Origin of the sequence: Synechococcus sp. W65.1 (assembly GCF_047461615.1) — a bacterium.
Classification (GTDB): domain Bacteria; phylum Cyanobacteriota; class Cyanobacteriia; order Thermostichales; family Thermostichaceae; genus Thermostichus.
The window spans coordinates 11661-26128 of the sequence record NZ_JANSHI010000012.1; the positions used below are offsets into that span (position 1 = coordinate 11661).

General features: G+C 56.9%; 8 protein-coding genes. 4 read left to right on the forward strand and 4 right to left on the reverse strand.

Annotation, left to right across the window (positions count from 1 at the left end):
- Positions 1-16: 16 nt before the first annotated feature.
- The gene (locus NW806_RS07925) at positions 17-3577 is read right to left on the reverse strand and encodes an AAA family ATPase (protein WP_414410680.1); all 3561 of its coding nucleotides are present in this window, start codon (positions 3575-3577) and stop codon (positions 17-19) included.
- Positions 3578-3580: 3 nt separating this feature from the next.
- Positions 3581-4846: a metallophosphoesterase family protein gene (locus tag NW806_RS07930; RefSeq protein ID WP_414410681.1), complete on the reverse strand. Its 1266-nt coding sequence runs from the start codon at positions 4844-4846 to the stop codon at positions 3581-3583.
- A 394-nt stretch (positions 4847-5240) separates the two neighbouring features.
- Here NW806_RS07930 and psaA point away from each other — a divergent pair, with 394 nt between their 5' ends.
- Positions 5241-7508, forward strand: a complete 2268-nt coding sequence (gene psaA, locus NW806_RS07935; protein WP_414396652.1) for a photosystem I core protein PsaA — start codon at positions 5241-5243, stop codon at positions 7506-7508.
- Between the two features lie 21 nt (positions 7509-7529).
- Complete coding sequence (psaB, locus tag NW806_RS07940) at positions 7530-9764, forward strand: photosystem I core protein PsaB (protein WP_414410682.1); 2235 nt, start codon at positions 7530-7532, stop codon at positions 9762-9764.
- A gap of 83 nt (positions 9765-9847) precedes the next feature.
- Here psaB and argS read toward each other — a convergent pair whose 3' ends face one another.
- Positions 9848-11644 carry an arginine--tRNA ligase gene (argS, locus tag NW806_RS07945; RefSeq protein ID WP_414410683.1) on the reverse strand — a complete coding sequence of 599 codons (1797 nt, stop codon included), beginning with the start codon at positions 11642-11644 and terminating at the stop codon, positions 9848-9850.
- A gap of 554 nt (positions 11645-12198) precedes the next feature.
- On the opposite strand from argS, the gene NW806_RS07950 reads away from it, so the two are divergent.
- Together NW806_RS07950 and NW806_RS07955 are read left to right on the forward strand one after the other, a co-directional pair.
- Complete coding sequence (locus NW806_RS07950; protein WP_414410684.1) at positions 12199-13023, forward strand: electron transfer flavoprotein subunit beta/FixA family protein; 825 nt, start codon at positions 12199-12201, stop codon at positions 13021-13023.
- A gap of 29 nt (positions 13024-13052) precedes the next feature.
- Positions 13053-14165, forward strand: a complete 1113-nt coding sequence (locus NW806_RS07955; RefSeq protein ID WP_414410685.1) for an electron transfer flavoprotein subunit alpha/FixB family protein — start codon at positions 13053-13055, stop codon at positions 14163-14165.
- On the opposite strand, the gene NW806_RS07960 is transcribed toward NW806_RS07955, so the two are convergent.
- The gene (locus NW806_RS07960) at positions 14162-14455 is read right to left on the reverse strand and encodes a YggT family protein (protein WP_414396663.1); all 294 of its coding nucleotides are present in this window, start codon (positions 14453-14455) and stop codon (positions 14162-14164) included. The genes NW806_RS07955 and NW806_RS07960 overlap by 4 nt on opposite strands.
- Positions 14456-14468: the final 13 nt, after the last annotated feature.

Sequence of the window (14468 nt, forward strand, 5' to 3'; positions counted from 1 at the left end):
CTGTCATTCCTCCTCATCATCCGGAGTGCCTTTCCACGCGAATGATGTTTTCTGTTACTTGCTCAAAGGTATTGTCATGGCTAATTACAAATAACTGTTCAAAGGAACGCAAGTTGGTAATGGCTTCCGCTAGTCGTTGGCAGCGCTGGGCATCCATGTTGGCAGTAGGCTCGTCAAAAAAGGCAATGTCCAACTGTCCCAGTACCTTGAGCAAAGCTAAGCGAACAGCTAGAGCTGCCGACATTTGCTCTCCTCCAGAAAGGCTGGCAAAACGTCGTTTGGCCCCCCCTCTTTCTTGGATGCGAATCTCATAGTCGGGTTCCCAAGTAAGGCTGACATCAGAGCGGTTGAGAATTTCGCGAAAGAGGTGATCGGCAACAATGTTGATCTGTTGCAGGTAGTACTGGGCAATTTGAGGACCGGCTTTTTTGTAGGTATCTCGACTAAACTTAATGAAGCGGTGCAGCCGCTCTTTTTCAGCTCTTTCCACCTCAGCTTGCTTTAAGGCTTGCTTCACCTGTTCCAGTTGCTGCAGTCTCTCCTGGATTTTCTGCAACTGCGGGGAAAGGCTTTCCAGTCGAGCTTGGGCCTTGGCTTTTTGGATTTCGGTAGACTGCAAAAGGGATCGAAGATGTTGGTGCTCCTGCGGCTGGTAGAAGGAGGTTAGCGGATCCAGCTTTGCCTGCAGTTGAGCTAGTTGAGTTTGCAACTCTTGCTGTTGGGCCTTGAGCTCGGCTAGTTTTTGTTCCCGCTCGGTTAGCAATTTGGCAATAGGCTCCGCCCGTAGGTAGCGTTCGTGATCTAAGCGGTATCTTTCGCGTTCTTCCTGTAGGGATCCCAGCTCCTGCTCCAGGTGTTCAGTTTGGGACAGGGCTTCTTCAAGAGGTTGGAGCACTGCCTCTAAGTCCTGGATTTGCTGAAGGTAGCCGGCTTGCAGGCCTAGGTACTGCTCCTCCAGCTTAAGCTCTGCCTTTAGCCACTCAGCTTGGCTTCTGGGATCCCCTAATTCCCTTAAAGTTTCAGCAGTTTTTGCAATTTGAGCTTGCAGGTAATCTTTGGAGCCCTCTATCTGTTCCCAACGGTCGATCTGGGCTTGCTTTTCTCGCTTAGCTTTCTGTATTTGGTCTAAGACTAGCTGGGATGCTTGGAGTTCATCTTGGCGCTGGGGCAAGCTTTGGGCTAGAAGCTGCATGCGGATAAAAGTTTCGTAGCCGTCGCGGTGGCGCCTCTGCTCCTCCTGCAAAGCAGTGATCTTTTCATCCAGCTCCAAAAGAGGATCGAGCTCATGTTCTAGAGTTTGAATCTGCTGCTGAAGCTGATGAACCTGATTCTCAATCCGCTGATACTCTTGCTCTACTTGTGGCTTGTTGCTGAGCTCCCTTTCTAGGCGCTGGAGCTGGCTTTTGGGATCTCCCAATGCCTGGAGAGCCTGTCCAATTTCCTGGTGTTGCCGGAGTAAGTTGTGCTCAGCCTCAAGGCTCCACTGAAGATCCTCAATTTTGCGTTGCCGTTCGTTTTGCAGGTGTGTCAATTGCTCAATTTGAGCCTCCAGCTCAGGGATCTGGGCAGTCAAGCCAATTAGGGGCTGCAGGGCCTTGAGCTGCCTCTGGATGTCAGCCAGTTGCTGGCGCAGTTGAGTCTCATCTGTTTGTGGAGCAAGATCCTGAAGGATTTGGTGGATTGACTGCAGCAAACGTTGGTTCAGAACCAAAGACTGATACAGGACTTCCGGGAGCTGCTGCCATAGGGCCTGAAACTGAGGGTAGTTGCGTTGGTAGACAGCTAGCTCTTGGATAAGCTCCTGGATGCGGCGATGGCACTCGGTAAGTTGGCAAGAGCTTTCCTCAAAAAGGTCTTTCAGCTCTTGTTGAAACTGCCGTGCTGCTGCGATGCGGCTTAGCTGAGTTTGCAGCCGTTCTCGTTGAGCCTCTAGCCTGGGTAGGCTGGCTAGTCGCTCCAGGTCGGCCTGTCGTTGTTGAAGCTGCTGCTGCAGGTGCTCCAGTTGGGTGCGGGCCTGCTCCCGCTCTATCTCTTGTTGTTTAAGTTCAAGGCGCAAGGTCTGAAAGTAGGCTAGCTTTTGGCTAATTTGGTTATAACGTTGTTCCAATTCAGTCTGCCTTTGGCAGAGAGCTTGCAAGGAAAGCCTATCGGCTTCCATTTTCCGCAAAAGCTGAAGCTGTTGCTGATATTCGGATCCGCGCAACTGTAGCTGGTGAAGATGCTGCCTCAGCGCTTCCCGCTGGGCCATTAGAGTTTGTCGGATCCCTCGTAGCTTTTCTTGCTCGACAATGAGGTTTTCCAGCTCTAGATAGCGCCTATAGGCTGGTTGATGCTGTTGACAAATGATCTGGGCTTGCTCCGCTTCTTGAACTCGGCTCTGTAGGAGTTGACACCATTCAGCTTGGGCTGACCACTTTCCTTGTAGTTGTTCCCATTCCTGGTATAGCTGTAGCAAGGTATTGAGCTGCTGAGTCCAGCGGTCTTGTTGGCGCTCCAGCTCTTCCTGGAGCTGAATTTTGGGCGCAAGATCTTCTAGCTCCTGTTTCCAGCGCTGTAGCTGGCTTAGTTTTTCCTGAAGTCTTGCCAGTTGATTCTCAATATTCTGCTTTTGCAAGAGTAGGTTCTCTCGCTGCCTTAGCCACTCCAAGCGCTGCTGCTGTTGCTTTTCCAACTCCCGCAGCTGAGCCTCTATGGCTAGGAAGCGCTGGGCCCCTGCTCGAGATTGCTCTTGCTCTGCTCGAGCTTGCTTGGCTTCTGCCCATAGCTTTTCCGCTTGCTCAAGGGATAGATTTAGTAGCGATCTCTTTTGCTCCAGTTGAACAATTTGCTGCTCAAGTGTTTGGATTTGCTCAAGCAGCTTCTCCAGGTGTTCAAGCTTCTGCCTAGTTTCACTTAGGGTATGGGTGCATTGATTGAGATGTGTTCGCCAGTAGTTTAACTCCCGCTCAATCTCTTGCTGTTCTGATTGGAGTAGATCCCAGTCTTGCAGTTGTTGATGAAGCAGCTCGATTCGGTGCTTAACAGCCTGAACCTGTGCCTCACTGTATTTTTCAACCGTCTGCAAATCCTTAGCAACCTGCTGGTATTCTTCTACCTTCAAGATACGGTCGAAGACTTCTTTTCGTTCTTTGCTTGTTTTGAGAAAGTCTGCTGTAAATGTACCCTGAGGCACACCGATAGTTGTAGCAAACAGCCGTGCTAAATCTGTACCCGCCGGCACTCCCAAGTGTTGCCTTAGCCAAGCCAGGACATCGGTTTTGCGTTCGCAGTCTAGGCGCTGCTTGAGCTGTGGGTCGAAGAGGCGATAGCCCTGGGCTACACTGCGGCGGACACTGTAGGTGCGCTGATCCCATTTCGAGACAAACTGTACAGTGGCCACCGCATCGTTGGCGCCTGTGCGAATCAGCTCCTCTTGGTTGTAGGGACAGTAGTCAAACAGAACCCAAGCAATGGCCTCCAGAATGCTGGTTTTTCCGGCTCCGTTTTCTCCACAGATAGCGTTGATACCGGGTTCAAATTCAAAGACAGCTTCCTCGTAGGCCTTAAAGTTCTGGAGAGCTACCGAGAGGATCCGCATGATTCAGTCTTCTTCTCCTACAAAGGCTCCGCTCAGGTGGGTGTATATCTCTGCCTCGCTTTGTCCCTCCAAGACTCTTTCTTTGAGATCCAAAAGCAGCTGCGCCAGCTCCTTGCTGCGCTTCCGGTAGTGGGCATGACTGCTCAGCAGATCCCTATAGATTTTCTCTTCAACTTGGAGCCTTTGCTCTTCTTCAAGGGAAAGAGCGGCCGAGCCAATCTCAAGAGAATTGGCCTCGAAACGAAACAGGACAACCAGGGCACCAGTAAGCTGCTGAATTTGCCGTTGCAGAGCTCGGCTATCCAGCTCGTGCTTGGCAAAGCCCACCTGACCTACCAGCCGCAACTCTACCAGCGGCTCTGGCCCGTCGCCTGGCGGCCCAACTTCCTTGGCCATGGCAAGGGCTGCTGCAGCAATTTCGGCAGGCGTTTCTCGACCCTTAGCCTCGAGGTAGAGTCGCTGACAGGGTCTTTGGTAGTAATCCTGCACCAGCTCTGCCTGGGGCGGTCCCTCTCCCCAGCGGACGCGATAAGCCCCTCGCGGAAGGTCCCATTCAGCAGTACTGGTGGCCTCCAGCGATCCTGGATTGAAGATCCAGCCTTCTTCTGCATAGCTTTTGTGGATATGTCCCAAGGCTAGATAGCCCACCCCCACCTCCCGTAGAGGCAGGAGATCCCGGTAGCGCAAGGCGCCCTGGTAGCGGGCAATTTGCCCTTCCAGTCCGTGGTGGAACATCAACACCACCCGCTCGGGGCCAGGAGGCAACTGCCGAATAGCTGCCGCCAACTGCTCAATGGACTTGGGAGCCGCTGACCCGTACCACTGGGAGCCGATGACCCGCACCCCACAGGGGAGATCCAAGTAGCTACCCCGCCCGTCTGACCAGGGGTGCAGCTCCAGGCCCTGTTCCCCTTCCTCTGGCTCCAGCAAAATGAGCTCTCCGTGATCGGCCAAGTAGCGCAGCCAACTGGTCTTGACACCATAGGGGCGACTGTCGTGGTTGCCCTCGATGGCCAAAACCGGGATCCCTGCCTGCTTCAGCTCCCGCAAGACAAGCTGGGCTTGGTTGAGAACCCCCGGCTGAATTTGTCGATGCTCAAACAGGTCGCCAGCAATGAGGACAAAGTCTACCCGCTTCTGAATGGCATGGCGGCGCACCACATCCCGAAAGGCCAAGAAAAAGTCTTTGCTCCGTTCTGGACTGTCGTAGCGGTCGCAGCCCAGATGTACATCGGCCAAATGCAAAAAGGTGCAGGTAGAAGTGGCCATCGCCAGAGCTTGTCAGCAAATTGCTCACAGTTTAGCAAACGGATCTTGAGGGATCCCTGCCCCGCAATTTTCGGCTTCACGCCGCTGGGGTAGGCACTGCCCTTCTGCTGCCAGACCGATTATTTAGGCTAGCCACTGAAACGAGTGATCCATCCCGGCCAGCTCTTTCTGCAAGCTGAAAGTCCGTTACACAACTATGCAAAGGAGAGATCCCCAGCCTGCCGTAATCCCTCAGGTGGGAGGGGATGCCTGGCTCCTGAGTTTAATTATTGTGAAGCGACAGGGGGTTTACAGAGGCTGACCTATAATGCCAGGTAAGTCCCGCCCAGGGGGGAATCCCCAGTTTTGCTAGGGCGGGGGTGCTTCGTTCCTGGTCGCAAGAGAGGAGTTCTTGATGACAACTACACCTAAGGAGCGAGAGCCAAAAGTCAAGGTTTCGGTTGATATCGATCCAGTTCCCACCTCATTTGAGAAATGGGCCAAGCCAGGGCACTTCGATCGCAGCCTGGCGCGGGGGCCCAAGACCACGACCTGGATCTGGAACCTGCATGCTCTTGCCCATGACTTCGACAGTCACACCAGCGACTTAGAAGACATCTCTCGCAAGATCTTTTCGGCGCACTTCGGCCACCTGGCGGTGGTCTTCGTTTGGCTGAGCGGCATGTACTACCACGGCGCTCAGTTTTCCAACTACTCCGCTTGGCTGGCTGATCCCATCAATGTCAAGCCCAGCGCCCAGGTAGTCTGGCCCATTTTTGGCCAGGAGATCCTCAACGGCGATGTGGGCGGCGGCTTTGAAGGGATCCGCATCACCTCGGGCCTCTTTCACCTCTGGCGGGCTGCCGGCATCACCAATGAGTTTCAGCTCCTGGTAACGGCCATTGGCGGCTTGGTGATGGCCGCCCTCTGCCTGTTTGCCGGCTGGTTCCACTACCACAAGCGGGCTCCCAAGCTGGAGTGGTTCCAAAACGTGGAGTCGATGCTCAACCACCACCTGGCGGGCCTGCTGGGGTTGGGCGCTCTGGCCTGGGCTGGTCACCAAATCCACGTGGCCATTCCCATCAACAAGATGTTGGATGCAGGCGTGCCGGCGGCTCAGATCCCTCTGCCTCATGAATTCATCCTCAAGCCGGCCCTGATGAAGGAGATGTTCCCCAGCGTGGATTGGGGCTTCTTCAGCGGGGTGGTACCTTTCTTTACCTTGGACTGGGGCAAGTACGCGGAGTTCCTCACCTTCAAGGGTGGTCTGGATCCGCAGACGGGCGCCCTCTGGCTGACGGATCAGGCCCACCACCACCTGGCCATTGCCGTGCTCTTTATCGTGGCTGGCCACATGTACCGCACCAACTGGGGCATTGGCCACTCCATTAAGGAGATCCTGGAAGCCCACAAGGGCCCCTACACGGGCGAGGGCCACAAGGGTCTGTACGAAGTGCTAACCACCTCTTGGCACGCCCAACTGGCCATCAACCTGGCCATGGTGGGATCCCTGAGCATCATCGTGGCCCAGCACATGTACGCCATGAACCCCTATCCCTACATGGGCATTGACTACGCCACCCAGATCTCCTTATTTACCCACCACATGTGGATAGGGGGCCTGTTTATCGTTGGCGGCGCTGCCCACGGGGCCATCTACATGGTTCGCGATTATGACCCGGCGGTGAACCGCAACAATGTCTTGGATCGGGTGATCCGCCACCGCGACGCCATCATCAGCCACCTGAACTGGGTGTGCCTATTCCTGGGCTTCCACGCCTTCGGCTTCTACGTTCACAACGACACGATGCAGGCCCTGGGCCGTCCGCAGGACATGTTCTCGGATACAGGCATCCAGCTGCAGCCCATTTTTGCCCAGTGGATTCAATCTCTGCACACCAAGGCCATCGCTAGCACTGCTCCCTATGTGGGCGCTTCGGTAAGCCCCATCTTTGGGGGTGATGTGGTGGCTGTGGGTGGCAAGGTGTCCATGATGCCGATGGTGCTGGGCACGGCGGACTTCATGGTTCACCACATTCACGCCATGACCATCCACATCACGGTATTGATCCTGCTCAAGGGGGTGCTGTTTGCCCGCTCTTCTCGCCTGATCCCCGATAAGGCCAAGCTGGGCTTCCGCTTCCCCTGCGATGGCCCGGGCCGCGGCGGCACTTGCCAAGTCTCCGCTTGGGATCACGTGTTCCTAGGGCTGTTCTGGATGTACAACTGCATCTCGATCGTGATCTTCCACTTCAGTTGGAAGATGCAGAGCGACATCTGGGGCACCGTCAACCCGGACGGCACGATTGAGCACCTCACCGGAGGCAACTTTGCGGCCAGCGCTATCAACATCAACGGCTGGTTGCGGGACTTCCTGTGGGCCCAATCGGTGCAGGTGATCAACTCCTATGGCTCGGCGCTGTCGGCCTATGGACTGCTCTTCTTGGGCGCCCACTTCGTCTGGGCCTTCAGCTTGATGTTCCTGTTCAGCGGTCGCGGCTACTGGCAGGAGCTGATCGAGTCCATCGTCTGGGCCCATAACAAGCTGAAAGTTGCTCCGGCCATTCAACCTCGCGCCCTGAGCATCATCCAGGGGCGGGCGGTCGGTGTGGCCCACTACCTGCTGGGCGGAATCGTGACCACTTGGGCGTTCTTCCTGGCACGGTTTGCCGCACTCGGCTAAGGCAAGGAGGAAGAGACAATCATGACCACTGCAACTCGTTTTCCCCAATTCAGCCAAGACCTGGCTAGCGATCCCACTACTCGACGTCTGTGGTATGGCATTGCCACCGCCCACGACTTTGAGACCCACGATGGCATGACGGAGGAGCGGCTTTACCAAAAGCTGTTTGCCACCCACTTCGGCCATCTGGCGATCATCTTCCTGTGGGCCTCTGGCAACGTCTTCCACATCGCCTGGCAGGGCAACTATGAGCAATGGGTGGCCAACCCCACCGGCGTCACGCCTATTGCCCACGCCATTTGGGATCCCCACTTTGGCAAGGCGGCAGTGGAGGCCTTCACCCAACCTGGTGGCGGTGGCCCTGTGAATGCGGCCTACTCTGGCCTCTACTACTGGTTCAACACCATTGGCCTACGCACCAACGGCGATCTCTACGCCGGCGCCATTGGCCTACTGCTACTAGCAGCGGTGTTCCTGTTTGCTGGCTGGCTGCACCTGCAGCCTCGCTTCCGCCCTAGCCTGAGCTGGTTTAAGAACGCCGAAGCCCGCCTCAACCACCACCTGGCCGGCCTGTTTGGCGTCAGCTCCTTGGCTTGGGCGGGCCACCTGATCCATGTGGCCATCCCCGAGTCCCGCGGTCAGCACGTAGGTTGGGACAACTTCCTCACCACCCTGCCCCACCCAGCAGGCCTGAAGCCGTTCTTCACCCTCAACTGGGGGGTGTACGCCCAGAACCCGGACACGGCCAACCACGTCTGGGGCACGGCAGAAGGGGCGGGCACGGCCATCCTTACCTTCTTGGGCGGCTTCAACCCCAACACCCAGTCTCTGTGGCTGACGGACATGGCCCACCACCACCTGGCCATTGCGGTGATCTTCATCGTGGCTGGGCACATGTATCGAACCAACTGGGGCATCGGCCACAGCATCCGCGAGATCCTGGGCGCCCATAACCCACCCAAGAACACTCCCTTTGGGGGCCTACTGGGCGAAGGGCACAAGGGCCTCTACGACACGGTCAACAACTCCCTGCACTTCCAATTGGCACTGGCTCTGGCCTGCTTGGGGGTGGTGACCTCGCTGGTGGCCCAGCATATGTACGCCCTCAACCCCTACGTGTTCATGTCCATGGATCACACCACGGAGGCGGCTCTCTACACCCATCACCAGTACATTGCTGGCTTCTTGATGGTAGGAGCTTTTGCTCACGGAGCCATCTTCCTGGTGCGGGACTACGATCCCGAGGCCAACAAGAACAACGTGCTGGCGCGGGTGCTGGATCACAAGGAGGCGATCATCTCCCACCTGAGCTGGGTGTCGCTATTCCTGGGCTTCCACACGCTGGGGCTGTACGTCCACAACGACGTCATGCAGGCCTTTGGCACGCCGGAGAAGCAAATCCTGATCGAGCCGGTGTTTGCCCAGTTCATCCAGGCCTCCCACGGCAAGATGCTCTATGGCATGAACGTGCTGTTGTCGGATCCCAACAGCATTGCCTCCACTGCTTGGCCCAACCACGGCAACGTGTGGCTGCCAGGCTGGCTGCAAGCCATTAACGACCCCAATGGGTTCCTCTTCCTGCCCATTGGCCCTGGGGACTTCCTAGTGCACCACGCCATTGCCCTAGGCCTGCACACCACCACGTTGATCCTGGTCAAGGGGGCGCTGGATGCCCGCGGCTCTAAGCTGATGCCGGACAAGAAAGACTTCGGCTACAGCTTCCCCTGCGACGGGCCGGGCCGGGGCGGCACCTGCGACATCTCGGCCTGGGATGCTTTCTACCTGGCCATGTTCTGGATGCTGAACACCATTGGCTGGGTCACCTTCTACTGGCACTGGAAGCACCTGGGGATCTGGAGCGGCAACACCGCCCAGTTCAACGAGAGCTCCACCTACCTCATGGGCTGGCTGCGGGACTACCTCTGGGCCAACTCCGCTCAGTTGATCAACGGCTACAACCCCTACGGGATGAACAACCTGTCGGTTTGGGCCTGGATGTTCCTGTTCGGCCACTTGGTGTGGGCCACGGGGTTCATGTTCCTCATCTCCTGGCGCGGCTACTGGCAAGAGCTGATCGAGACCTTGGTGTGGGCGCATGAGCGCACTCCCTTGGCTAACTTGATCCGCTGGAAGGATAAGCCAGTGGCCCTGTCGATTGTGCAAGGGCGCTTGGTGGGTCTAGCCCACTTCACAGTGGGGTACGTGCTGACCTACGCGGCCTTCCTCATCGCCTCGACGGCTTCCTTGTCGGGCTAACTGCCTAGCTAAAGCAACTCAGGGATCCCTAGGCGGGATCCCTTTTTTGCTGCTTGAACCTTGGATAGGAACTCGGTCAAGCTTTACATGGACTCGGGGGCACTTAGGCCAAGGATGCCAGTGAGCACGTTAAACAAGACCTGCCGCGTAGCTTGCACTAGTTGAATGCGGGCTTGCGCCAAGAGGGGATCCTCTTTCAAGAGAGGTAAAATGCGGCAGTTGTCGTAAAACTTGTTGAAATCGGCAGCAACGGCTTCTGCATAGCGGATGATTTTATGCGGGGCGCGCTCCTCGGCAGCGGCAATCAGCTCATCCGGCAGAGCCAACAGGCGCAACAGCAAGGCTCGCTCTTCGGGTTCTCTGTAGGGCAGTCTTCGTTGCTCCGTCAGGGCAACTTCGTCAGTTAGTTTCACTTTTTCTTCCTCCTGTAACCGCCGCAACAGGGTACAGCAGCGGGCGTGGCTGTAGTGGACATAGACCACTGGGTTATCGAAAGTTTGCTTGACAGCTAAATCCAAATCAAAGTTGATGGGACTGTCCATGCTGCTGCTGAGCAAAAACCAGCGCGCTGCGTCGACCCCCACGCCAATTTCTGGATCTTCGATGAGATCGTTTAGCGAAACAAAATTGCCAGTGCGCTTGGACATGCGCACTTCGACCTTCTCTCCAGTTTCCGGGTCAGCTTTAAACAACTTGACAAATTGGCCAATCAGGATTTCCAGCTTCACCTCTGGGTTGAAGGCCGCCACCGCTGCCCTCAGGCGACCAATATAGCCATGGTGATCCGAGCCAAGGATGTTGATCAGCCGCTGGTAGCCCCGCCGGACTTTGTCGCGGTGGTAAGCGATATCAGCCGCTAGGTAGGTAAACGAGCCATCAGCCTTCTGCACCACCCGATCCTTGTCGTCGCCAAATTCTTGGGTTTTGAAGTAAACGGCCTCCTCGGCCCCTAGCTTGGGATCCTCGCCTCGCGGCGCTCTAGCCCTATAGAGAAAACCGCGCTCTTGCAGCTCTTGCAAAGCCTGCTGGATAGCGCTCAGGCCCGTCTGGGGATCTGGCGTATGCAAGCAGCGCTCGCTAAACCAGTGATCGAACTCGGTGCGCAACTGCTGTAGGGTCTGCTTTTGCCAGGCCAGGATTTCCTCATAAGCAAACTCTATGTATTCCTCTAGGCTGGCTGGCAGAGGGCGGATCCCAGCCTGCACTTGCTCCAGCAGCCGCCGAGCAATATCGATCAAGTAGCTGCCGTGATAGCCGTCCTCTGGCAGAGCCACTTCTTCGCCCTGGAGTTGCCGCACCCGCACCTCTAGAGACTGACCTAAGAGCCGCATCTGATTGCCGGCATCGTTAATGTAGAACTCCCGCTCCACTTGGTGGCCTGTCCAGCGCAGCAGGTTAGCCAGGGTGGAGCCAACCGCCGCCCAGCGGCCATGCCCTACGTGCAGCGGACCTGTCGGGTTGGCGGAAACATATTCCAGCAAAATGCGCTCAGGATGGGGGGTAGCTGTTTTGCCAAAGTCGTCCCCCAACCTCAACAACTCTTGCAGTCGCCTGGCCAAAAAGGGATCCCCAAGCCGAAAGTTGAGGTACCCTCCCCCTGCCACCTCAGTTTCAATATCCGGCAAATCCAGGTGTTTTTGCAGGGTTTGAGCAATCTGAGCCGGCGCTAGGCGGCAGAGCTTGGCCATTCCCAAGGGAGTGGGACAGGCGTAATCGCCATAGCGAGGATCGCTGGGGATCTGAACAACTGGCACCACGCCGGCTGCCCGCTCGGGAGTCAAGGATCCCAGTTGCCCTGCTGCGGCTGCCCGTTGAATGCTTTCGGCTACGGCAGCGGTGAGAAAGCGAATCAGGGAGGTGGATAGGGACTGGGTGACCATGGCTGAGGGTACCAAGACAACTCTGCGAAAGCTCAACTAGGCAGCAGCGTGTCTCTTGATTTTGACACAACTGCCTCCTCTCTGCTCCAGCCGGCCTGGTTCTAGGGAGTGAAGACCAAAATCCTGCCGTCTTGAGGATGGCAATTTCCAACGGATGAGAGCAGTCTGCCTTGCCGCGAAGCAGTTGCGGCTACACCTCTTGTTTTGATTGCCCTGCGCTGCGCAAGAGGCGTTCAGGGGCCTTCACCTCAGCCACCGCCAAAATTACGGCGTGAAGTCTGTTGCTACTTAATGCTGACTGTAACCACCGGCACTTTACCTGTAGACAAGAAACTTTGTCTTCCAGTGAAATTAAGCAGGCTAACTCCATCGGCTTGGCAAGGTCTAGTAAGCTTGCCGATTGGGCTCGCCAAAAGGCTGCTAGCAACAGATAAACGGTAACAACAAGTAACGGCTGACTAAAGCTGGTAGTGATCCCAAAAAAAAGCTGAATAAGTTTCGTGAGACAGGAAATCCCTTCTACCTTAGAGGAGATCAGTAGGGGACAAGCGCCCTTGGAGACCTTTGTTTTGATTAAGCAAGTGCCCGATCCCAACAGCAAAACGGGCGTCAACAGCGATGGCACCATTGACCGGGCCAAGGCCAAGCGGATGTTAAACCCCTTTGATCGCTATGCCCTGGAAGCGGCTCTACAAACCAAACGCCAGCACGGGGCCAGGGTGACGGCAATCACCATGGGGCCACCGCCAGCCATCGAGGTACTTTACGAGGCCATTGCCCACGGCGTGGATCGGGGCATTCTGATAACCGATCGCCGCCTCGCTGCTTCCGATACCTTGGCCACTGCCTACACCTTGGCCCAGACAGTTCGCTATGCGGGCCAGCCGGATATCCTCTTCTGCGGGCTCCAGACCACCGACGGCGATACAGCCCAAGTGGGGCCCCAGTTGGCGGAGCGGCTGGGGATCCCTCAGGTTACCTATTGCGAGGCCTTCGAGATCCAAGAGGGGATCTTGGTGGCGCGGCGGGCTATCGAAGGAGGATCCCAGACAGTAAGGGTGCCCTTGCCGGTTCTGGTTACAGTGGCCAACACAGCGCGACGCTTGGCCTACCCTACCCTGCGCGGCATGCAGCGGGTGCAGCGGCTCATGCGGGACGAGGCAGCACGGGCTGAGGTCATCCAGATTCTTAGCCTAGACGACATAGGGGCCGATCCAGATCGCTGTGGCCTCAAGGGATCCCCGACCATTGTGGCCGCTACCGAAAAAGTTGGGGAGATGGGCGGCCGGTGTCAAGTTTTTCAGGGGCAGCCGCTGCCCCAACTGGTGCAACAACTCACCCAAGCCGTTGACTTGTTCCGCTACACCCTGACCTTCTAGCTTCCCCACCCCAAGAGGAGTCCCAACTTATGGATAGCAAGCGGGTAGTGGTCTTTGCCGAGCAAGTAGACGGGGAGCTACAGCCCATCGCTCTGGAGTTGTTAGGAGCGGGGCGACGGCTAGCGGACAAGCTAGGAGGGATCCTGAGTGCCCTTGTCCTTGGGCACAACATCGCCCACTTGCCCTCCCTTCTCATCGGCCACGGGGCGGATCAAGTCTTCATTGCCGATCATCCAGAGCTGGCTCAATACCGCACTCTGCCTTACCGCCGCGTCATCGTGGATCTCATCAAAAGCTGGCCTCAGCCGCCCCACATCCTGCTGTTTGGGGCCACCACTACTGGCCGCGACTTGGCCCCCCGCTTGGCAGCCCACCTGGAAACGGGCTTGACCGCCGATTGCACCGAGCTGGACATCGGCCCCTTTGAGTACACCAACAGCAGAGATCCCAGCAAGGCTGGCTTCTTCCCCGCCTGCCTGTACGCCATTCGGCCCAGCTTTGGCGAATCGCTCAAAGCCCGCATTCTTGGACCTTGGAAGAATCCGCAAATGGCCACGGTGCGCCCTGGGGTGATGCTGCCCCTGCCATGGGACGGATCCCGCCAGGGGGAGGTGATCCCGGTGCCGGTTAACCTGAAGCCGGAGGATCTGAAGTTGCACATTGTGGAAACGGTGCGCAACCTCTCTCAGGCAGTGGATCTCAGCCGCGCCAAAGTCATCGTTGCAGGCGGCTACGGCCTGGGATGCGCGGAAGGCTTTGAGCTGATGAGGGAGCTAGCCGCCTGTTTCCCCAACAGCGCCGTTGGCTCTTCTCGCAAGGCTGTCGATGCCGGCTGGATCCCCTATGCCCATCAGGTAGGCCAAACGGGGAAAACTGTCCGTCCCCAGCTCTACATTGCCTGTGGCATCTCGGGAGCCATCCAGCACCGAGTTGGCATGGACAAGTCCCAGCTCATCATCGCCATCAACAAGGACAGCTCCGCCCCCATCTTCAAATTTGCCCACTACGGCATTGTGGGGGATCTCTACCAGGTGGTGCCAGAGCTAATTCGGCACCTGAAACAGGCTCAGGAGGAGAGGCGAGAAGGAGCCAATGTCCAACAACCCTTCCAGCAGCGGCTCCCTCTTCTACAAAGGCCCTAGAAAGACGGGTGTAGGGCCATCGTTAGCAGACCCTGCTGCCCCAGCAACAGCTCCCGCAACAGGGTTACTAGGCCCACCCAAACCACAGGCGCCATGTCCACACCCCCTAGAGGCGGGATCAGGCGGCGTGTCGGGCGCAACAGAAACTCGGTTAGGCCGACCACCAGGGAGTAGGGAAGGCGGGAAGTATCCAGTTGCGGATACCAGGACAGGAAAATGCGCAGCACAAACAGCACGGTGTAGGTTGCCAACAGCGGACCTAGCACCCAGGCAGCGAATATCGGCAGCATACGTCTTGCAGGA

Bases quoted from the DNA above. Each gene is read 5' to 3' on its own strand.
- argS (WP_414410683.1), bottom strand. From the start codon at position 11,644: ATGGTCACCCAGTCCCTATCCACCTCCCTGATTCGCTTTCTCACCGCT.
- NW806_RS07960 (WP_414396663.1), bottom strand. From the start codon at position 14,455: ATGCTGCCGATATTCGCTGCCTGGGTGCTAGGTCCGCTGTTGGCAACC.
- NW806_RS07955 (WP_414410685.1), top strand. From the start codon at position 13,053: ATGGATAGCAAGCGGGTAGTGGTCTTTGCCGAGCAAGTAGACGGGGAG.
- psaB (WP_414410682.1), top strand. From the start codon at position 7,530: ATGACCACTGCAACTCGTTTTCCCCAATTCAGCCAAGACCTGGCTAGC.
- NW806_RS07925 (WP_414410680.1), bottom strand. From the start codon at position 3,577: ATGCGGATCCTCTCGGTAGCTCTCCAGAACTTTAAGGCCTACGAGGAA.
- NW806_RS07930 (WP_414410681.1), bottom strand. From the start codon at position 4,846: ATGGCCACTTCTACCTGCACCTTTTTGCATTTGGCCGATGTACATCTG.
- psaA (WP_414396652.1), top strand. From the start codon at position 5,241: ATGACAACTACACCTAAGGAGCGAGAGCCAAAAGTCAAGGTTTCGGTT.